Source organism: Virgibacillus pantothenticus, from assembly GCF_018075365.1.
Classification (GTDB): Bacteria; Bacillota; Bacilli; order Bacillales; family Amphibacillaceae; genus Virgibacillus; species Virgibacillus pantothenticus.
The window spans coordinates 1,418,860-1,439,161 of sequence record NZ_CP073011.1; the positions used below are offsets into that span (position 1 = coordinate 1,418,860).

The window sequence follows — 20,302 nt, forward strand, 5'->3', positions numbered from 1 at the left end:
TATTGTCTCTTCCTATGAATTAGTTTGGTATTGGTATTATATGGTTTGTATGTAAAAGGATATAGAATTGAATAATATATTAGTACTATATCCTTTTTAAGTTTAAGTCTGCAAATTAGTTCAAGTTCACTATAAATGTAATTTCATTTGATATGATGTTTCCTTTTCTTCTATATATCTCACAGCCCAGTCTGCAATGGGCTTAGCAATAGCTCTAGCTAGCAATACTGGAACTGCATTTCCAATTTGCTTATAAACTTTATCTAGCCTTCCATTTTTACTCATCTTCAAATTCTTTCCTTGGCTAAATTCAAACCAATCTGGAAATGTTTGAATTCTTGCTATCTCTTTAATTGATAGACGCCGATTGTGTTCTTCTCCATCTGAAAATATCCATTTGTCTTTACCTGTTTTTATCATAGGAGATCCTCCAGGATGGATTGGTGCTTGTCTGCCTGAAGCTTGGATGGTAAAGCTTTGCTCATCCCACCTCTTTTTACGGTTTCTTGACATAAAAATAGTTGAGTAGGAACCTGTGAAATAAGGACCTGGATCTTGCTCTAGGTCGCCAATAGCATCTTTTAGAGTTGTATATGGGATTAACCCCTCACCTTCGCCATGTGTAGGGTCTGGAAATGTATATTTAAAATCTAAATCATTTCTAACACCGACTAAAATTACACGCTCCCTATTCTGAGGAACGCCGTAGTCTCTTGCATTAACTAGTTGAGCCTCAACTTTATAACCAGCTGCTTCAAAGTCTTGTCGGATTTGTCTAAAAACCTCTCCTTTTCCTAACGTAAGCATACCTTTAACATTTTCACCAATAAATATTTCAGGTTGGGTTTGAATGAGGCAACGAATAAAATGTAAATATAAAAAGTTTCTCTCATCATCAACTAATCTAGGACCAGCTTCACTAAATCCAGGGCATGGAAACCCCCCTATAACTATGTTACCAATTGGGAATTCATGAATCTTTCTAATATCTTTTTTATGCTTGTATACTTGAGAGGGGAAGTTTAAACTATAGGTCTGTAAGGCTTCATCAAAAATATCATTAGCATATACAGTATGAAAAATACTTTGGTTTCTTTTTTTATTAAAGTTATCTTTATTGGTTAATATAGCTTCTGTATTATCCTTACCAATAATTGCATCTAAACCAGCTAATTCAAACCCTAAATCAAGCCCTCCGCAACCAGAAAATAGCGAAACAACATTCATTTTATTGTTTTTGTGTTTAATTTCATCATTAGAAAAGTCGTTAGTTGACTCTATAACTGTTTCCCTTTCATTTCTTATTTTCTCCATTAATATTTGTTTTACTTCTTCCTTATTGAGTTCAGGGGCTGGTTTAAACTTACCTCTACCTCTTTCGTCTATTTTAATTTGAACCATTCTTTATCTCCTCACAACGCATTATATAAAAATCTTACAAGTTATCTTAACATATAGCAACAAATCAATTTTGGAATTCAATACCAACAAACAAATAAAGAAGTTAATTCTATTATATACTGTATAGACAATATTTTAAGTCAAATGTACAATTAGGTATATAACTATAATAGGGAGATTTTAACATGTATTACACACCTACTACTAATGTATTAATAGCACTGCGCAATATCTTAGAACGAAACAGTAATAAGATGCCTAAGGTTTTGAATCATAAAAATAGCAATAGGATAAACAGTGCTGGAGATTTACTAGAATATTTCGTAAAAGATGCTTTCTGTAGCTATAGTTTTAATTATGAAATGGCGGGTGATAAATTAAAAGAATATCAAAAGGTATTTAGTTATCTTGGCAATTCAAACAATCCACCTGATTTTGTGATAAAACATGGTGCTGCTGTTGAAGTGAAAAAAATAGAAGGGACAAATCCTAATGGCATTGCTTTAAATAGTTCATTCCCGAAAGATTATTTGCACTCAAATGATTTACGTATAAAAAAAGAGTGTAGAGAGTGTGAAAATGAATATGGCGGATGGGCTAAAAAAGATATGATCTATGCTGTAGGGAATGTAAAAAATAAAAAATTATCTAGCCTTTGGTTAATTTATGGAGATTGCTTTTGTGCAGATAAAGAAACATATGAAAAAATTTCCAATGCAATTAAGGATGGGGTTTCTTCTATACCTGAAGTTGAGTTTGGAGAAACAAAAGAGTTAGGAAGGGTCAATAGAGTTGATCCACTCGGTATTACATATTTGAGAATTAGAGGGATGTGGGGAATTGAACACCCTTCATCCATATTCCGTTCATTAATAAATTTAGATAAGGTTAAAACTCATGTTTATGTACTAATGAGAAAAGAGACTTTCGATTCCATTGAAGATAAACCTAATCTGAATAAATATGTTGAAAATAATAATCTTCAGATGAAAAATGTAACGATACCTAATCCAAATAATCCTGCAAAGAATATGGAAGCTATTTTGTACACTGCAACCATATGAATTACACTTTCCTTGGTATGTTATAAAAACTAGTGCATAACGTTAAAATACTATCGGTATATTATTGCTAACTTGCTAATAAATTTTTAAATCTACAAGAGGGACCTTATGAATAAAATTTTATATTTCATTGTTTTAGTTATAGTTGCAGGTTCATTTATTATAAATATTTTCGTAGACAATGAGTTTATTTCAACAATAATAAACATTATTGCATTAATTGTACTTGTTGCTGTGGCTATTTATTTATGGTTTACGCTTGGTCGAAAATCAAAGAAATAATTTAATGAAGATAAGGACGAAATATTTAGAATAGAAGAATGAGTTTAGTCTTACTTTGAGGATGCTTCAGCCCAAGGTCTATAATGGACCCATAAATCTAGACACGAAATAAGGAGATGTTAAAGTAGATTTAAGGGTAAAAGAAAAAGTTATACATCACAATTCAAATCCAAGATCGTGCTAGAAATACTTAAAGAAGAAAGAAGTCTTGCTGAGATTTCCTCAGAACATGGCATACATGTAAATCAGTTACGTCAATGGCGTAAAGCTGCACTTGATCACATGCCACAACTATTTGAAAGAGAGAATAAGAAAGTCGACCACATGAAGGAGGAATACGAAGATCAAATAGAAAATCTCTACGCAGAAATAGGGCGACTTACCACGCAATTGTCGAGGCTTAAAAAATCTGGAATCAAAGACTAGAACAGAGCGTTTAGACATGCTGGATTGGGATGGTTCAGAGCTTTCCATAAAGACCCAAGCAGAGCTGTTGAATCTTAATCGCTCAAGCCTATATTATAGGCCTGTAGAGCCCCTTCCTCAGAGGAACTCCTTATCAAAAATCGAATCGATGAGATATACACAGAACGCCCTTTTTATGGATCAAGACGCATCTCAGAAGCCCTTAAACAAGAAGGACTCATTGTTAAACAGGAAAGCTGTACAATGGGAATTGCGGGGATATCACCCGGTCCAAATCCTTAGTAAACAGAAACAGCAGCACAGAATTTATCCTTATCTATTAAGAGGATTAACCATCCAACATCCCAATCACGTATGGGGAATAGATATTACCTACGTGCGTCTTAAACGGAGCTGGCTTTATTTGGTTGCCCTTATTGATTGGTATTCTCGCTATGTGATCAGTTGGGAGCTGGATCAGAAAATGGACTTCGTTATAACGTGCGCTTTCTCAAGGGAAACCAGTCATTTTACTAGCCCTAAATATATTAATCTATTAAAACAGAATGAAGTCCACATTAGTATGGACGGCAAAGGACGTGCACTAGACAACACCATTACGGAACGACTTTGGTGCACTATCAAATACGAAGAAATTTATCTCAAAGAATACCACAACCCCAGAGAGGCTAGACAAGAAATTCGAAACTATTTTTGCATTCTATAACCAAAAGCGACTACATCAATCGCTAAAATACCAGAAACCTGAGTTTGTCTATTATTCATAAAAGAATGCCCCCTCTCATCCATAGGAACTTTGTCGTGAAGCCCCTCCTTACAACCAAGTTTCTATGAAAGAGAATGGTAATGAAAAAAATGTTAATTCCCCTTAAAGGAGCTCCACAGCTCCCCCACCTAAAATATTTAAAATTTTTGTCTTGACAATGGGTCACTAGTTCATCGTGCTTTCGCGACCGTGAGTTACAATCCAACTCTCTCTTTAAGTTATTTTATACAGATAGAGGAAATAAGTTTAAAAATAATCCTATTTATGAAGCATTAGTTATGTTTGAAATTGAGAGATCAATAATGCGCGCAATAACTTTCAATAGTAAACATACCTTTTGAAAAGAATTAACGTTTAAATCATTTAAAACAGAGTTTGTGAATGGGTATGATAAGTATAGCTATCGGACTTCAACTTCTTTTGCAGCCTTATCTTCATACGTTGCCTCTTATATGATTTCTGTTCGTCAGACCAGAGGTTTGCCTCGAGCTTCCTTCAGATTCCATGTCGCCATGGACACCCTTATTTTTGGCTATGTATATACTGCTACTTGGTCGCACTAGGGACTTGCACCCGTTAGAATTCTCCCATGCTAGGCCAAAAAAGAGTGGCTACTAAAAGGTAGCCACTCATACTCTACATGTCTTCTGTATTAATTTCTTTGTACATAGGAATATGTTTCAAAAACTTTTTTAAATCAATATTAAAATATTCTTCAATATCTTTTTTTAATGAAGATTCCAGAGACATGAATTCATCCTTTATATATGAAGCATCAAATACATTGTAAAGGTATTCTTGTGCCCAAATAGATTTCAATCTTGCCTTATCCCCTCCAAAAGGGATTAGAGATAAAATTGCTCCATCATCATACTCGTCATATTCAAGAGAATAATAATGAAACTCTTGTATTCTATTTAGATTGTTTGTTTTTTCTTTCCATTCGTAAAGGTATTTATAGAATTCTAAAATAGGGAATTCCTCTTCGTCAAAATAACAGTCGTCATTTATAAAAATACTAAATCTGGCAGTGATATCTAAAATCAAGGAAACATCTTTTCTTTGTTTATTTGAGATATCACTCGGGTCACGTGTGAAGCTGTAGTCAAACTTTACTTTACTGGATATGCTGTCCATATTTTACCTGTATGATCAAAGACGACTTTTATTTTAGTTTCCCCTTTAGTTCCTACCTTTTTACCAATGTTAGAAGTTATGGTAAATGATAATTTTTTATAATTATTATTGAATTTAATTGATGGATTGTTTCGAAGAGCCTCTTTTACCCATTTGCGAACTGTACTCTGACTAGTTGTATTGAATTTTGCATATCTGCCTCCAGCATTTCTAAAATGCTTCTTAGATACAGAAAATTTAGCTACCTTTTTTATAGCGTTACTTAATGCATATTTACCGAAAGCACTTACTAATGCTCTCTTTCCAAACTTCTTTACAGCCCATCTCACACCATTTGCAATTATAAGACCTATCACAGGAATAGCCGAGGCTTTAGCATCAATTGTATTAACTTCATGTAAATCCCCTGTATTTCGGTTAACAAGTTGTGCTTTAAATTCTTCACCTTCTATTTCAGTTAAGAACACGTCATAAGTTGTAACAATCTTTTCTCCATTATCTTTTATTTCCACTTCAGTTACATAAAATTCGCCAGCATCTAAATTTACATATAAATTTGATTCGTAAAGTAAATCTTGCATTTGTAGATTAGAATTAACAAGTATTTCGGAATCTGAAAATTCATCTACATGCATTTCAAATGAATCATTCTTGATTCCAAATTCTTCTTCAACATCAACTTGATAAGAAATGGTATCATCATCTGACTCTATCTCAATAAGTTCATGATCAATATTTCCATCAATATATTTTGTATTAGCAAACTCTTGCGAAATTTTGTTACTAATCTCTAAATCTTCTTTGTTATAATTATCTGCAAAAGCTAGGCTTGTGTTAGAAAAAACAGTAGTAAAAATTAAAACTGGTAATATTAATTTAATTGTAAACTTTTTCATAGGTTTCCTCCAAGTATTCTCTTTTAAAAGTTAATATACCTTCACCATAAACTGATTTTTCATTTAACTTTAAAGTGTGCTTATTTAATAACTGTTTGATATTAGCTGTGTTATATTTATTCGAAACGATAGATGCAATTACTCCAGTCGCATATGCTGTCGCAAAAGAAGTTCCGGAAAACTCAGACATCCCACCCTGGTTATCAGTTGAAATAACTTTAACACCGGGAGCTGAATAGTCTACCTTCCCGTACCCTGATCGAGGATCGATATTAAAGTCTTTATCTATAGAAGCAATAGATAAAACTTCTTCATATTTAGCAGGGTAGTCTACGCTCAGCCCCATTGTATTTCCAGCTGCCGCTGTTACAACTATACCTTTTTTTGTAGCTGCCCTTATTGCATCGTGAAGACCTTTTTTGTCATCAAAAAAACCAAAGCTTATATTTATTACATCTACTTCTTGCTCTACGCACCACATAATACCATTAATAATGTCTTCAATTGTTCCTTCGCCTTTGTCGTTAAGGACTTTTACGTCGTATAAGATCAAATTTTCCTCTGAGCTAATGATCCCTACTTTCTCACCAGCTATAATACCTGCTATAGCTGTTCCATGACCAAATTTGTCTGTTATCGGCTTATTGGGTTCTATCACGTTGACCTCTTCGAAATTTACATTTTTTAAATCGCCATGTGTCTTGTTTATACCACTATCCAAGATAGCTATTTTAATCTGGCTAGAGGATTGTTTCCGTGCTTCACCGATATAGTCAAGAGCCCAGCTCTCATATTCCTCTTCTTTCTCGAAAACTTGTAGATAATAAATAAATAATGATAAAAATAAAATTAGTGAAAAACCAACATAAACTTTCTTTTTCATAGTGCTAATTCCGCAAACCTCCACCCTCCTATAGCTATTTATAAATTATATAATCCGATTATTACATAATAATACAAAATTTCCAATGTTTTTTTTATAAAAATTTTTAGTTGCTTTTTACTTGTATCTTTTGTCACTAGCAGTGCATTAATTAATTGGGTTATTAAAAATATTGAATCATTTTTTCCTTGCACTCATTGTTGGGTGCCAGGCATGTGCGTATTCTCTAGGGTTAACACGAACCACAAAGGCAGTAGTAGTGGTTAGCTTAAGACAATGGTGTCTGGGGGGACCCAGAATCTGAAGGAAGTCGGCGGCAGTGGAGCTATGTCAATATCTCGAACAACAAAAAATTTAAGTCCGTTTAAGGACGGCATCCATTCACGGAGGATCCTGTATCCGGCAAAAGCAGTCAAGCGATAGACCGCACTTAACAGCTTTTGCCGGATACAGTAAACACTGCCCATAGATGCCGTCCAGTGAGCTTTACCTCACATTCTGGGATAGAATTGGGAACAGAATATAGTGTGGAACCATGCTGATGGCATGCTTCCACTACCACTCCCGATAATTTAGATATTTTTTGAACAAAAAAACGTTCTTCGTTAATTTACGAAAACAAGACTATAGAAATCATCCAACCACCTTTTTCTCCAACATTTCCATCGAAAAATTTGGAAAAGGTTGATCCTCATCAAGTAGTGTTTTTTGTAAGGTTTTCTTTCGGTGTGTTTAAAAATCACCCCAATCTTCAACGCAAAAGTACTATTATAACGAATTATTTCACTAGTTGAGCGCTTTTTTGGCTTTTTGGATGAAAGCCAATACATAGCCGATAATTTTTAAAAATAATTTGAAATAAAAGGAGGATTTTAAACATTTTTGAATAATTTATATTATATACTTATTAAATCAGACAAAGCAGATATTTTAAAAAAAGGAGGTATATATGAAGATAAGGCAGTGGAATAGGAGTTTAAAAATAAGATTAGCAGGTGAAGGTATTTTCAATCTTTTCTATTGGATGTATTTTCCGTTTATGGCAATTTACTTTAGTGATGTATTAGGAAACGCTGTTACCGGGGCTTTAATGAGTATCCCACCTTTAGTATCTATTATAGGTAATATAATTGGAGGTAATATATCTGATTATATTGGGCGACGAATTATTATGATAATAGGATCATCTATACAAACTTTAATGTTTGCTTTGTTTGCGCTATCTGTAATATATAATAATCACTGGCTAAGTTATGGTTGCTTTTTAGGAATCAGTCTAGGTGGGGCTATTTATAGCCAGCAAGCAGTGCTATGGTTGCTGACTTAGCAGAAAAATCGGATAGAAGGGAAATATTTGCTACCTTTATCACAGCAAATAATGTAGGTGCAGTTTTAGGTCCGGTTATAGGATCATTCTTCTTTTTTAACTACTTAAGTGGGTTATTATGGGTTTGTACTTTCATAATGGTTATATACACTACGTTAATTCTTCTTTATATAAAAGAATCCGTTCCAACCCTAAAAAGAGAAGAAATAGGTATAAAAACAATACCAAAGTTAATCAGTAATCAACTCTATGATTACTGGTTTGTCCTTAAAGATAAAATATTTTTTCAATACATAATTGGAGGAGTTCTAGCAGTAATTGCTATTATGCAATTAGATTTATATTTTGCGTATTATATAACCTCCTATGTACCTGCTCAAGATCTATTTAATTTTAATAATTGGAGATTAAGTTTAAATGGTAAAGAGATATTAGGGTTAATATTAGGCATTAATGGTCTCCTATTTGTATTTTTTGTATTGCCTGTAACAAAGTGGCTAAAAGGCTGGACAGATCGCAACGTTTTTATATTATCTGCTATATTAGCAGGGGGCGGCATGTTTTTAGTTGGTTTTACAACTAATATATGGATTTTGTTATTGTTAACAATCATTTTTACTTTTGGGGAGATTGTTCGTGCTCCTGTTATAAAAAATTTTATTGCAGATTACGCACCAGATAATTCAAGAGGAACATATATGGGTGCAGCAGATTTACAATTTACTATCGGTAGATTTTTAGCACCACTTACTTTATTTTTATCTGAGTGGATGAACCCATTAAGCATATTTAGTATTATTCTTTTGGCTGCTTTTTTTAGTGGTTTTATGTATATAAGGCTTTATAAGCATTACACACCTTGAATACAGAATAGTTATATAATATAAGTTGAAGGAAGTAAATAAGTTTATGACAATAAAAAGAAAACCTTATTATAACCCTTTAAATCCAATTAATATAGAGAACCCATATCAATTTAAGGGAAAATCATCCTATCTTTTATCATGAAGGGATGGGATCCTGGGTCCTAACTCGATACGATGATTGTAAATATGTTCTACGTAACCCAAAGCTCTTTGCTCTCGATAAAAGAAGGGTAGAAGACCAATCTGATACTATGAGCAGATTACAGTCTGATGTTCAAAAAAACCTCCAATCGTTAGACCCCCCCCCCCCGAGAATCGGCCAATTAGAAGCTTAATGATGAAAGCATTTAATTCACAAGACATAGCAAACATTAGGCAAGAAGTTAGAGAACATATTAAAGAGATATTCGATAAATTAACTCCTAATACAGAATTTGATTTTATGAAAGAGGTTTCGGCTCCATTATCCTTAAGACACACTATTAGGAGTTCCTAAACCTAACTTAGAAGAATATATGGAAATATCAGAAGGTATTGCACATCAAATGGATTCTGGTTTGTTACCCGAAAACTATGAACCAGGCGAAGAATCTCCGAAAGCTATAACAGTAAATATAGATGGCAGTGTGGGTATCAAATATAATTTTCATTTGAATAAATAGATTAGTGGAACATAATAGAAAACAAAGGAGCAACCATATGAAATATACTTGTCCTTGTTGTGGCTACAAAACACTAAACGAAGAACCACCGGGCACTTTCGAGATATGTGAAATATGCTTTTGGGAAGATGATTATACTCAATTTGCTGACCCTGATTATGAAGGAGGCGCTAATGCCCCTTCATTAAAGCAGGCGCAAAAGAATTTTATTTTAGTGGGAGCTTGTGAAGAAGAGTTTGTTGAGCACGTGCGGAAACCTAATGAAAAAGACCTCAAAGATACTCGATGGAAACATATTTTATAAGAGAAAAATTCACCTAATGTTAACTTATAGCCTAAACAATGGTAGGCATATACCTCTATTTGCAATTGGTACACATAGCAAAAGCTTTGAAGTTAAAGATAATCAGCGCTATGATACCAAACAAAAACGATGGATGTTTTACAGTCTTATGGTGTTCAAGAAGGCGACAGGATGGGAAAGTAACAGAACTAGACAAGACACAAAAGAAAACGAGGGCTCCGAAGCTGCATTTTTTATCTACTTTACAAACAAAAATGAATAAACAACGGAAGTATAGTCCATCTATGGTGCTAGAGATTGTGCAAGGGTTGTATGAAAAGAAATTGGTTACCTATCCTAGAACGGACTGTCACTTGATTGTGGAGAATAAATTTGCTTATGTGAAGCAGAACTTGACTTCCTATTAAGATTGTTTAGGTATTTTTTCTCTGTGAAGTATCGAGAAACAAGAAAAACGTACGTGGACAGCTCGAAGGTACAAGAGCAATACGCCATCATTCTTCAGAACGGGTTGTCTGTGATTTTTGAATTCCCGAAGAGGACAGCGAACGGTAGTTATTCCTTTTTGGGATAGGATTTTGGTTTTATAAGAACGTGTTCCACAGTTTGTTGTTAAAGTGATACTAAACTTTCAAAATTATTATTGTTAGAAAAATTCATAACTATCAAAATTTAGTTTTATTCAAAATAAACATTGTATTAATTTTTTGAATATGCTATTATTTCCATATGTTAGTAAATATTTACTATTTTAGGGATGAATTCAGGCGCTTTGATTTAAAAAATCAGTTATATAGGAGTTGTAATAGTGACTGCATCCAATAAACTTAGTAGAGAACCATATTCTTTGGTTATTACCTCAGATCCTCAATATCCTTGGACACCTGAGATGGATATTGGAAATTTAAAACAAAGTAAAAGTGAGAAAAAAAGAAAGTCTGAAGAATTAATAAGAAGCCAATTCCAAAGTATTAATTCTTATACTGACTCTATACCTAACTCATCTGTGATTATAAACGGAGATATGACCGCATTTGGACATTCTTGGTAGTGGAGCGAAATCAGTAAACTGCTGAAAGGCGTGGCATGAAGCTATTTATCGTGTTATTAGACAACTGAGAGAAGGACTTACTGCGATAGACGTTTATCTAAAATATCAAGCGAATAAAGCCAAATGTGACCGTAAAAAGATTCAATTAGCATCTGTAGAAAAGGACTACATTCATGAAAAAGTCCGTATAGAAGGAGATACCATTGTGGGACGTTATCACAAGAGCGCTGTCATCACGCTTGTTGAGCGTTTAACAAAATGCATCATCGCAATTAAACCAGCTGATAGACAGGCAACCAATATTGAAACATCGCTCCATCAATGGTTTGACCGATTAACAAAACACTTATTTTAGTCCATTATCTTTGACTGTGGGAAAGAGTTTTCCAATTGGAAATCCATCAGTAATGAGCAAGATGTCGATATTTATTTTGCAGATCCTGGAACGCCATCTCAAAGGGGTCTAAATGAGCATTCCAACGGTCTTCTAAGAAAGAATGGGCTGCCAAAAGAAATGGACTTTAATCCTGTGTCACAAGAGTATATTTCTGAGGTTGCACTCCGACGGAATAACATACCAAGGAAATTATTGAAATACAAAACACCGATTGAGTGTTTCATAGATTATGTAGGTCAGGGTTTTGAAAAAAGCATATTGTCTCGCTTAATTTGACAAATCAAAAATTAAAGAAAATGAAAATAATGTATTATTATGAATTTTTCTGGTACTCAAAAATTTGATTTTATGGTATACTTTGTTTAATATTCATTTAAAGTTAAAATTTTGAAAATTATTTTATTTTTTAATATCCTGACACTTAATTTATATAGGAGAAAAAATTTATATCTATATAAGTGATTAAATTAAATCTAGCTATAATACTAAAACATTTTATTTATTAACGTCGTGGTGCTTCATTTATGTAGATATAAAATTTTTTTAAGAGGTAAAAGGTATGTTAGATGAGTTTCATTGTTATAAATGATGAAATTCTCTACATAATCTGATTGAACTACCTTCCCTATGTGTCCTTTTATACTTCCAGGAGAAATCATAAAAAATAATTTAATTGTTTGGAAGGTTTTTAATCAAAGTTATCGGAGATTCACTTCCTTCTGATAAACAAACCTTTAAAAAAATTTTATAATCTTGGACACAAAAAAACAGGTGGAAAAAGGAGGTGGAAGAAATGTCAAAGTCTCAATTATTAAAAGTAGCACAACAAGATTACTTAGAGAAAGTAGATTTTCAGAATGAAAAGCTACAAGAAGTACAAGGAGGGAAATGCCCTTGGTATAACTTGTCATGTCATTTAGGTAATGATGGAAAAATTTGTACATTCTCGCATGAATGTACTGGTGGTTGTAATGCTTAAAAAATTATTTAAGGAGAGATGAAAATGAGTTTATTTAGAAAAAACTTTGAGCCTAACAAGAATGCTGAAAATTCCTTGAAAAAGGTAAGTAATGTAGATGATAAACAAGGTGGAACTACAACTGTACCTTGTGCTGTAGCAGCAAGTATAGCACTTTGCCCGACACTAGCTTGTAGCAGCAAATGTGGAGAACGCGGTTAATATTTGGAGGAGCTATAAAATGCTCCTCCTTTAATTAATACTGATTCAATATATACTCAAGTTTTATATTGAAAAATATGATAGGAGAAAGGATAAATGACAAATATCGTAGAAAATAATTTAAAGAAAATTACAAAAGGAATTTTATCTAAAGAATCTTTAAATGAATTAAACCCAAATAAAATTGTTAGTGATTCTGTCATTTCTTCTTTAAATAACCAGATAATAAACCAATTGAGTGAAGATGTATATTACATCTATACTTATATATATAATAATCACTCAATTGATTTTGATATTGAAGATTTCGAAATGTATATCAATGATGATTTAATAAATGAAGTAAGAAGTACATTTAACTACCTTCCTACTTATTTAACAAACAAGCATAATCTTCTAATAGAGTATTTGAATGAAGTCTTTTTAAACTTAGATGAAATAGCAGAAGACTTAGATTTGGATAACATAACTCATATTAAAATGGGAGAAGGAGATAGCCATAATGGCGGAAAAACAACTTTGAAAATTAAATGTACATCAAAAGTTTTTTTTTACAAACCTAGAAATAGTGACGTTGAATACAATTTAAATAATTTCATCAATAATATATTAAATGATTATGGGTATGAGATAAATAATTATGAAACTTTTTCTCTTTGTGAAGATGTTAAATATATTTCCCCCACTCAAGAAAAAGATATAAAAACGTTTTTCATAAACAAAGGCATACTCTCAGCCGTCTTATACTTTTTACATAGTACAGATAACCATTATGAAAATGTAATACTACAAAATACTAACCCTTATTTTATTGATTTAGAATGTTTTTACGCACCAATAAATAAGAAAAATCAATTATATCTTGTGTCAGACTTCATAAGCAACTTAGATTCTTCAATATTCAGGACAGGAATTTTTCCAGTAGCCATATCTAATTCTTATATGAATATATCCTCCTTAACTGGGAGAAAGGAAAAAGTAATCAATCCTTTTTATGACTACAATTCTTATGAGGTGAAAAACAATAAGCTTGTCTCAAAGAAGCTGAATGTCTACACTTCTGATCAGGAAAATTTAATAAAAGTAGATGGTAAAATAATCGAACCCCAATATTACATAAAAGAATTAATTCACGGTTTTGAGTATATGACTCGAAAGATTCTGAACTCCAAAGAAAAATATATCCAATTAATTCAGGGAGTTATAGGTAATGCTGATGCAAAATTAAGATATGTATATAGACCAACTCATGTCTATGAAAGGGTATTAAAGTTATTAAAAGAACCTTTTTATATGCTGAAAAAAGATAATGCGGAAGAAGCAATAAATAACATAAAAAAAGATAACGAACCCGAACTTATTTTTGCTTATGAAAAAGAAGCACTTTTACAAGGAGATATCCCTATATTTTATATCAGAGATAGAAATTTAGTGTTAGGTAATGGAAAAGTAATTTATAATTATTTTGAAGGTAATCTGCATAATCAAATAGAAAAGAAAATCAAGAATTTCAAGGAATCCGATTTGAAATTGGAGGTGGATAATATTAAAAAGAGCTTAATGTTATCCGACTTCAATTCAGAAAGAAAAACAAATCATAAACCGCATGAAACTATGCTAAACTCTCCTTTAGTAAAAATGAAGAAAATAGAAGAAAAAATCAGGGATAGAAAGCACTTACATGTTAGTTTTAGAGAGGAACTGGCATATTTATCTTATGTGAACGGCTACTTGTATGAAACTGGTGGAGCTATATTAGCATCTGCATACTGCAATAAAAAGATCACTGACATTGATAGTTCCTTTTACGATCTTATTATTAAAATAAAAGATAATAAATTATTGCATAGTGAAGATATTAATATTACAGATGGACTCTCTTCTTATTTGTTTATAATTTTTTCTTTATATAAATTGAATAATGAACCTGAATATATTGAGGAAATAAAAAGGACAATTAACCGTATTAAAGAAATGGATTTTAAACTGCTTAATATTGACTATTTTGGTGGATTGGCAGGAGCTTTAGTTGTTGTTAATAAAATATATGACTTTATTAAAACTAAACACACAGAAATCATCTTTTTAAAAGACGATGTTTTTTCAATTATAGATAGAATAAAAGATGAAATATTGGAAAGAGATTTTAAAATACTAGGCGCTGGATTGGCTCATGGATTATCGGGAATAATTTTCGCCCTTAATGAAACACAAAATAATTTTCCATATATGAATTTGTCTTCAACTATTAAAATGTTAATTACCAAAGAAGACGAGCAATTTAGGGAGAATGACAATAATTATATTGATCCCAGAACAGGTGATCTAGCAGGTTATTATTTATGTTATGGTCTCCCTGGTATTTTACAAAGTAGAATGCGGCTTTCGAAAGAATTTAAAGATGATCAAATGATCAAATCTTCAATTAATAGATTGGTTAACAATTTGATGTCAAAAGAGAATAATTATATAGAAAATATAACATTATGCCATGGACTAGCAAGTGTTATGGATTTATTTATAGATGCTTATAATTTGAATTATATAGACCAGCCTACATTGTCTAAATTATCAGCAGTACTTAAAAAGCAGTTTTTGAAAGTAGGAATGACTTATTATGATAACAATATAAACTACGGATTAGGTTTATCAGGTTTTTTCTACACTCTAATTAGATTAGAGAATCCTGAGTTACCATCTATTCTTTTATTAGATTGTTAGGGAGTGTTAGGTAATGGGGAAATTAAAATATATTCCTCAGTCCCAGGAGTCGGAGTGTGGATTATGTTGTGCTTCTATGATTCTTAATTCTTTTGGTTGTAAAGTGCTACCAAAAGATATAAAAGAATACGAAGATATTGGAAGGGATGGTCTATCTTTACAAAAGGTAGGAGATATTTTATCCTCTTACAATTTAAACGTTGATTTTTATGAGGTAGGAATAAATAGACTTGACGAGATTTTAAAAAATCCAATCATCTTATATTGGAACAATAACCATTTTGTTGTTTTGTCTAAAATAAAGAACAATAATTATTATATAATTGACCCGGCACTAGGGAAGGTAAAACTTACAAAATATGAGTTTTCAGAAAAATATTCCAACTTTGCTTTGACAAGTACTCCTAATGAGAACTTTAGTAAAGTTAAACCGAAGGAGAAACACAATAATTGGAAGTTATATATTGATTATTTTCTAGAGAATAAAAAAAGATTTATACTGTTATTCTCAATATCATTAATTTTTTCATTATCAGTATTATTGATACCTTCTTTTATAGGATCATTCACTAATTATTATGAAAAAAATCAAACAATTAGTAATGAATATATTCTCTCATTACTCTTAATAGTGCCTTTACTTCTAGCTCTTTACTATTCTAGAGTATCATTCATGTTACAAACTGTTAAGATAATGGATTTAAATCATTATCATAAAATTGTAAAAAAATTGTTTTCAGTTCCATTTCAATTTTTCTTAACTCGGAGTTCTAGTCTAATTTTATTTAGATTAGGTCTATTAAGATCTAATAGGGAATTAATATTTGATACTATTTTTAAGGGAATATTAGATAGCATAGTAACCATTGTTTTATTAATAGCAGTATTAATAAATGACTTTATTTCATTTGTTTTTTTAGCAACTATTTCTTTGATTTTTGGATTGGTGTTGGCAGTATTGCGAAAAGATATAGTGTTGAAAAATAAATTAGAATTAAATGAATACACCAGGTTACAAGCTCTTGAATACGAAACCTTCTCTTCTATATTTTCCATAAAAGCCAATTCACAAGAAGAATATATGGGCGATTTACTTATGGATACAAATAAAGAAGCTTTAGTTGCCTATGTTAACAGAAGTAAAGTTAATAATGTTTATTCGACTATTATATATTTTTTAAACACTTTTGGACCTATGGTTTTATTAGTTATGACAGTCTTATTTTCTAAAAATGAAAATATAAATATTGGTCTCTTAATATTTATATTTTCATTGTCTGGGGTGTATTTCCAAAACTTTTCCAGTCTTTTCAATACATTTAACACTTTAGGGACTTTAAAAAACAATTTATTAAGAATCAATGATATTTTAGATCAGAAAGATGAAGATGAATATGTGGGACAAAAAGAGATTCAACTAATTGAAACAATAGAGTTTGAAAATGTATATTTCTCTTTCCCTGGACAAAAAAATTATGTATTAGAAGACATATCTTTTAAAATATACGGGGGGGAAAAGATTGGATTTGCAGGCGCTACTGGATCAGGAAAATCAACTATATTGGGATTGGTGCTTGGCATGTACAAACCTACGAAAGGAAAAATTTATATAAACAATCAAGATATTCATGAAGTTGATATTAATGAATATAAGAAGAAAATTGGTTTTGTACCTCAAGAACCATTTGTTTACAACAAGTCTATAAAAGATAACATTCTAATGAATAGAGAAATAAATGATAAACAACTTATAGAGGCACTCAAAGTCGCAAATTTAATCGAGGATATTTCTAGAATGCCATTAGGCATCGAAACAGTCATATCGGAAAGTGGTACAAATATTTCTGGAGGACAAAAGCAAAGAATAATAATAGCAAGGGCTATTGTAGATAATCCGGACTTATTAATTCTAGATGAAGCAACAAGTTCGTTAGATAATCAAACTGAGTTAAGTATAAATAAAGAGCTCCAAAATCTCACACAAACTCAGATAATAGTTGCACATCGACTTTCCAGTATTAAAAAATGTGACAAAATAATATTCCTTGACAGTGGGATAATTAATGACATAGGAAGTTATGATTATTTAAAACAAAGCAATCCTAAATTCGCAGAATTTAGCTCTCAGGAAGGATGAAGATACAAATGACCTTAGAACAGATAATTGAAAATGCTTATAAAAACTATACTTTCTCTTCCGATGAATATCTACTTCATTTTTTCTATAAACCTATTCATGAATATATAGCTATTAATAAAATAACTAATGATGATTTAAAGAATCTATATTTTAAAAATATAGATTCTTTAAACGCCCATCTAAATACATTAGTTTCAGATTCAGCAATCTTTTTTTTAAATAACTTCTATAAAAATGTCGATTCAACAGATATCTATCAAATGCTTCATAAAATCGATTTGAAAGATTTTATTAGAGATTTTTATGAAATGTTCGAAGATCTTTGGACATTAATTATAAAATATATAACTAATTCTATAGCTCAATATAGAAACATTTATACTTTATTATTGAGTAATAAAAAAGACATTGAATATGTATTTGGTGTCACTTTAAATAAAATTGATAATATAGGAATAGGGAAAGGTGATCGACATTTCAACCTAATTCCTACCACTGAAATAAGCTTTCAAGATAAAAGTATTTACTTCAAGAACAGAGTCGAAAACCATGAGCATAAACTACTATATTTCTATAATTTATTTAATGATAAAGAATTGCATATAAAAACATTGAATATTAAAGAAGGATATTTCCAAGAAAAAGTAATTCAAAATGATTCAGATTCTATTGATAATACTTATTATAAAGCAGGGCAAATGCTTTTCGCTTCTTATTTATTGGGTTTGAGTGATTTGCACGAAGAAAATATTGTATTTGACGGTGAAAATTACATACCTATTGATTGTGAAACTATTTTTCATATTGATGAATACATTGAATCCAATCAAAAGGGCGTTCCATACAATTTACAGAATTCTGTCCTTGCTACCGGACTGCTTCCTTTTACATCTATAAAAGGCGCTGTGATAACAGGATTTAATTCTTTTGAAAATCAAACTATATCTATGCCTAACTATCAAATTGAAAATAATAATAATCATTTCGAAAAGGTTTTTAATGAAAAAGAAGTATTAATGTCTAAAAAAAATATTCCTTTGAATCAAAATAAGATGGATTTCTATAAAAATAAAAATCCTTTTATTAAAGGATTTAAGAATTCTTACACTTATTTTTTAAAAAATAAAGAAGTAATAGTTAGGAAAATAAAAGAGTTATTTCAAAATAAGACAAGCAGAGTACTTCATAAAAACACAGCATTTTATTATGAATTATTACAGAGTAGTTACCATCCCTACTTGTTCCTTTCAAATACCAGAGAAAGTTTCATTGAATCTAAAGACGAGTTATCAGATGTAGAAAAAAAACACATCTTACAAGATTGTATCCCTATAGACTATAAAAAGATAGATATTAAAGATTCTTTTTTCGATAAATTCTCGATAAATGATTTAGATTTACAAATAGCTATTATTAATCAATCATTTATTTCAGAAAAAGGTTTTTATTATAAAAAATATATAGGTGTTAACAACAATACATTAAGTGTAGATGAAATGATACGTGAATTTCTTAATGTTTTAGATGCTACTTCTTTTGTTTATAAAGGAGAGGTTTTAGTATTCGATCATATATACACTGGAGATAACGAAAATAATTTTAACTTTGAATTAATAATACTCCCCAAAGAGATGTACTTAGGAGTTAGTGGATTAGCATTATTTTTAAGAAAAACGTTAGCAAAATATGATGATTTACAATTAATTAAAAAATATCGTCTGATGTTTTTTAATTTAATTGACTATATAAAAGATGAATTAAAAAATAATGACGTAAAACTTGGCTTTTACGATGGAATTTCTGGGGTATTATACAGTGCTTTCCTAATAAACAAAGAATTGAATTATGTACCAGAAAAACAATTTATTGAATGGTCGAAGGATTTGTTACCATATCTTCCATCTCAGAAAGACAAAGATTATGATATTATAAATGGTATCATTGGTTACTTACACTACTTAATCAAAATATATAATAATGTCTCTGAAAATTCCCGAAGCGATATATATCAAATTATAAATAAGACTTTAGATTTTCTTATAGAAAACCATTTTCCGAAAACACTAAAAGAAACATACATTGGATTTGCACATGGGGTTGCTGGAGAACTGTTCGTTATTCAAGAAGCAAATAAGATATGTCAGCGAGAAGACGTGACAATACAAATAAATAAACTATATACGACACTAAACTCTTATTTTAATAAATCGACTTTAAGTTGGCCTATAAGTAATATAGATGACTCTACTCCAAACAATTGGTGTCATGGTGCTCCAGGGGTGTCACTCACTTATTTATCACTCGAGAATAAGGTTCCTCGAAATGATGCTATGAAATTGATAAAAAGTATAATTGACAGCACAAATGAAAATATTTGCTTATGCCATGGTATCGTTGGTAATCAATGGATAATTCAATATATAAATAAAAACTATATGAATAACAGTATACCTGACTCTTACTTAAGTTACCTTAAGGAAAAGAATAAAAAACTAATATTGAAAGAATCCAACCTGTTCGAGTATTCCAAAAGTTACATGGTAGGATTGACAGGTGTCTTTGACTATTGTATTTCAAAAAAGAATTCTAACGAAATATTTTAACGTACTTCGAAGGAAGTCTCCATCTTGTAGCGTGTGAAGGGCTTAGCCCAACGGTAAGGGGGAGATGAATTTCGGTTGGGCGATAGCCTAAAGGTTCTTTCTTTTTTAATTGTAAGCGTAAAACAGCCCCACACCTATTACGTAGATGTGGGGCTATGTTATGATTTATTTAGATTTCGTAGGAACGCGACACTCT

17 protein-coding genes and 2 pseudogenes are annotated in these 20,302 nt (G+C 31.2%); 15 read left to right on the top strand and 4 right to left on the bottom strand.

Annotation, left to right across the window (positions count from 1 at the left end; all coding sequences use genetic code 11):
• Positions 1 to 129: 129 nt before the first annotated feature.
• Positions 130 to 1,401, bottom strand: coding sequence for a DNA cytosine methyltransferase (locus KBP50_RS06660; RefSeq protein WP_050353289.1), 1,272 nt, complete (start codon positions 1,399 to 1,401; stop codon positions 130 to 132).
• 185 nt (positions 1,402 to 1,586) lie between these two features.
• On the opposite strand from KBP50_RS06660, the gene KBP50_RS06665 reads away from it, so the two are divergent.
• The 3 genes and pseudogenes from KBP50_RS06665 to KBP50_RS06675 all read left to right on the top strand — a co-directional run bounded on the left by KBP50_RS06665 (position 1,587) and on the right by KBP50_RS06675 (position 3,940).
• Positions 1,587 to 2,465, top strand: coding sequence for an NgoPII family restriction endonuclease (locus tag KBP50_RS06665; protein ID WP_050353288.1), 879 nt, complete (start codon positions 1,587 to 1,589; stop codon positions 2,463 to 2,465).
• Between the two features lie 108 nt (positions 2,466 to 2,573).
• Positions 2,574 to 2,747: a hypothetical protein gene (locus tag KBP50_RS06670; protein WP_169770811.1), complete on the top strand. Its 174-nt coding sequence runs from the start codon at positions 2,574 to 2,576 to the stop codon at positions 2,745 to 2,747.
• Between the two features lie 174 nt (positions 2,748 to 2,921).
• Positions 2,922 to 3,940 (top strand): annotated as a pseudogene (locus KBP50_RS06675) (IS3 family transposase).
• A 635-nt stretch (positions 3,941 to 4,575) separates the two neighbouring features.
• Here KBP50_RS06675 and KBP50_RS06680 read toward each other — a convergent pair.
• Genes KBP50_RS06680 through KBP50_RS06690 form a run of 3 tightly spaced genes read right to left on the bottom strand, consistent with a single transcriptional unit; the run spans position 4,576 to position 6,855 of the window.
• Positions 4,576 to 5,076 carry a DUF7878 domain-containing protein gene (locus tag KBP50_RS06680; protein ID WP_050353286.1) on the bottom strand — a complete coding sequence of 167 codons (501 nt, stop codon included), beginning with the start codon at positions 5,074 to 5,076 and terminating at the stop codon, positions 4,576 to 4,578.
• Positions 5,052 to 5,972, bottom strand: coding sequence for an SAR2788 family putative toxin (locus KBP50_RS06685; RefSeq protein WP_050353285.1), 921 nt, complete (start codon positions 5,970 to 5,972; stop codon positions 5,052 to 5,054). Before KBP50_RS06685 ends, KBP50_RS06680 begins: the two co-directional genes overlap by 25 nt.
• A complete protein-coding gene (locus KBP50_RS06690) occupies positions 5,953 to 6,855 on the bottom strand; it encodes a S8 family serine peptidase (protein WP_050353284.1) in 903 nt (300 codons plus the stop codon). Before KBP50_RS06690 ends, KBP50_RS06685 begins: the two co-directional genes overlap by 20 nt.
• Positions 6,856 to 7,804: 949 nt before the next feature.
• Here KBP50_RS06690 and KBP50_RS22655 point away from each other — a divergent pair.
• From KBP50_RS22655 to KBP50_RS06745, 12 genes and pseudogenes are all read left to right on the top strand, one after another.
• Positions 7,805 to 8,182 (top strand): MFS transporter, encoded by a 378-nt coding sequence (locus tag KBP50_RS22655; protein ID WP_311997654.1) that lies wholly within the window; start codon positions 7,805 to 7,807, stop codon positions 8,180 to 8,182.
• A complete protein-coding gene (locus KBP50_RS06695) occupies positions 8,167 to 9,045 on the top strand; it encodes an MFS transporter (protein ID WP_311997656.1) in 879 nt (292 codons plus the stop codon). Before KBP50_RS22655 ends, KBP50_RS06695 begins: the two co-directional genes overlap by 16 nt.
• Before the next feature lie 518 nt (positions 9,046 to 9,563).
• Positions 9,564 to 9,710 carry a hypothetical protein gene (locus tag KBP50_RS06700; protein ID WP_156875263.1) on the top strand — a complete coding sequence of 49 codons (147 nt, stop codon included), beginning with the start codon at positions 9,564 to 9,566 and terminating at the stop codon, positions 9,708 to 9,710.
• 37 nt (positions 9,711 to 9,747) lie between these two features.
• The gene (locus KBP50_RS06705) at positions 9,748 to 10,014 is read left to right on the top strand and encodes a CPCC family cysteine-rich protein (RefSeq protein ID WP_050353283.1); all 267 of its coding nucleotides are present in this window, start codon (positions 9,748 to 9,750) and stop codon (positions 10,012 to 10,014) included.
• A 110-nt stretch (positions 10,015 to 10,124) separates the two neighbouring features.
• Positions 10,125 to 10,421, top strand: a complete 297-nt coding sequence (locus tag KBP50_RS06710) for a DNA topoisomerase (protein ID WP_169770810.1) — start codon at positions 10,125 to 10,127, stop codon at positions 10,419 to 10,421.
• Positions 10,422 to 10,822: 401 nt separating this feature from the next.
• Positions 10,823 to 11,065 carry a hypothetical protein gene (locus tag KBP50_RS06715; RefSeq protein WP_050353281.1) on the top strand — a complete coding sequence of 81 codons (243 nt, stop codon included), beginning with the start codon at positions 10,823 to 10,825 and terminating at the stop codon, positions 11,063 to 11,065.
• A gap of 34 nt (positions 11,066 to 11,099) precedes the next feature.
• A pseudogene (locus KBP50_RS06720) lies at positions 11,100 to 11,738 on the top strand (IS30 family transposase); the annotation flags it as partial.
• Positions 11,739 to 12,246: 508 nt separating this feature from the next.
• On the top strand, positions 12,247 to 12,441 hold the full coding sequence (locus KBP50_RS06725; RefSeq protein ID WP_257786697.1) for a plantaricin C family lantibiotic: 195 nt from the start codon (positions 12,247 to 12,249) through the stop codon (positions 12,439 to 12,441).
• Positions 12,442 to 12,465: 24 nt separating this feature from the next.
• Positions 12,466 to 12,642: a class II lanthipeptide, LchA2/BrtA2 family gene (locus KBP50_RS06730; RefSeq protein WP_156875262.1), complete on the top strand. Its 177-nt coding sequence runs from the start codon at positions 12,466 to 12,468 to the stop codon at positions 12,640 to 12,642.
• Positions 12,643 to 12,738: 96 nt separating this feature from the next.
• Positions 12,739 to 15,363, top strand: coding sequence for a type 2 lanthipeptide synthetase LanM (lanM, locus tag KBP50_RS06735; protein ID WP_050353279.1), 2,625 nt, complete (start codon positions 12,739 to 12,741; stop codon positions 15,361 to 15,363).
• A 13-nt stretch (positions 15,364 to 15,376) separates the two neighbouring features.
• Positions 15,377 to 17,500 carry a peptidase domain-containing ABC transporter gene (locus KBP50_RS06740; protein ID WP_050353278.1) on the top strand — a complete coding sequence of 708 codons (2,124 nt, stop codon included), beginning with the start codon at positions 15,377 to 15,379 and terminating at the stop codon, positions 17,498 to 17,500.
• 8 nt (positions 17,501 to 17,508) lie between these two features.
• Complete coding sequence (locus KBP50_RS06745) at positions 17,509 to 20,106, top strand: lanthionine synthetase LanC family protein (protein ID WP_169770809.1); 2,598 nt, start codon at positions 17,509 to 17,511, stop codon at positions 20,104 to 20,106.
• Positions 20,107 to 20,302 lie beyond the last annotated feature (196 nt).

What these genes read in the sequence shown, in the direction of transcription:
- KBP50_RS06660 (WP_050353289.1), bottom strand. Translation starts at nt 1,401, where the DNA reads ATGGTTCAAATTAAAATAGACGAAAGAGGTAGAGGTAAGTTTAAACCA.
- KBP50_RS06665 (WP_050353288.1), top strand. Translation starts at nt 1,587, where the DNA reads ATGTATTACACACCTACTACTAATGTATTAATAGCACTGCGCAATATC.
- KBP50_RS06670 (WP_169770811.1), top strand. Translation starts at nt 2,574, where the DNA reads ATGAATAAAATTTTATATTTCATTGTTTTAGTTATAGTTGCAGGTTCA.
- KBP50_RS06680 (WP_050353286.1), bottom strand. Translation starts at nt 5,076, where the DNA reads ATGGACAGCATATCCAGTAAAGTAAAGTTTGACTACAGCTTCACACGT.
- KBP50_RS06685 (WP_050353285.1), bottom strand. Translation starts at nt 5,972, where the DNA reads ATGAAAAAGTTTACAATTAAATTAATATTACCAGTTTTAATTTTTACT.
- KBP50_RS06690 (WP_050353284.1), bottom strand. Translation starts at nt 6,855, where the DNA reads ATGAAAAAGAAAGTTTATGTTGGTTTTTCACTAATTTTATTTTTATCA.
- KBP50_RS22655 (WP_311997654.1), top strand. Translation starts at nt 7,805, where the DNA reads ATGAAGATAAGGCAGTGGAATAGGAGTTTAAAAATAAGATTAGCAGGT.
- KBP50_RS06695 (WP_311997656.1), top strand. Translation starts at nt 8,167, where the DNA reads ATGGTTGCTGACTTAGCAGAAAAATCGGATAGAAGGGAAATATTTGCT.
- KBP50_RS06700 (WP_156875263.1), top strand. Translation starts at nt 9,564, where the DNA reads ATGGAAATATCAGAAGGTATTGCACATCAAATGGATTCTGGTTTGTTA.
- KBP50_RS06705 (WP_050353283.1), top strand. Translation starts at nt 9,748, where the DNA reads ATGAAATATACTTGTCCTTGTTGTGGCTACAAAACACTAAACGAAGAA.
- KBP50_RS06710 (WP_169770810.1), top strand. Translation starts at nt 10,125, where the DNA reads ATGATACCAAACAAAAACGATGGATGTTTTACAGTCTTATGGTGTTCA.
- KBP50_RS06730 (WP_156875262.1), top strand. Translation starts at nt 12,466, where the DNA reads ATGAGTTTATTTAGAAAAAACTTTGAGCCTAACAAGAATGCTGAAAAT.
- lanM (WP_050353279.1), top strand. Translation starts at nt 12,739, where the DNA reads ATGACAAATATCGTAGAAAATAATTTAAAGAAAATTACAAAAGGAATT.
- KBP50_RS06740 (WP_050353278.1), top strand. Translation starts at nt 15,377, where the DNA reads ATGGGGAAATTAAAATATATTCCTCAGTCCCAGGAGTCGGAGTGTGGA.
- KBP50_RS06745 (WP_169770809.1), top strand. Translation starts at nt 17,509, where the DNA reads ATGACCTTAGAACAGATAATTGAAAATGCTTATAAAAACTATACTTTC.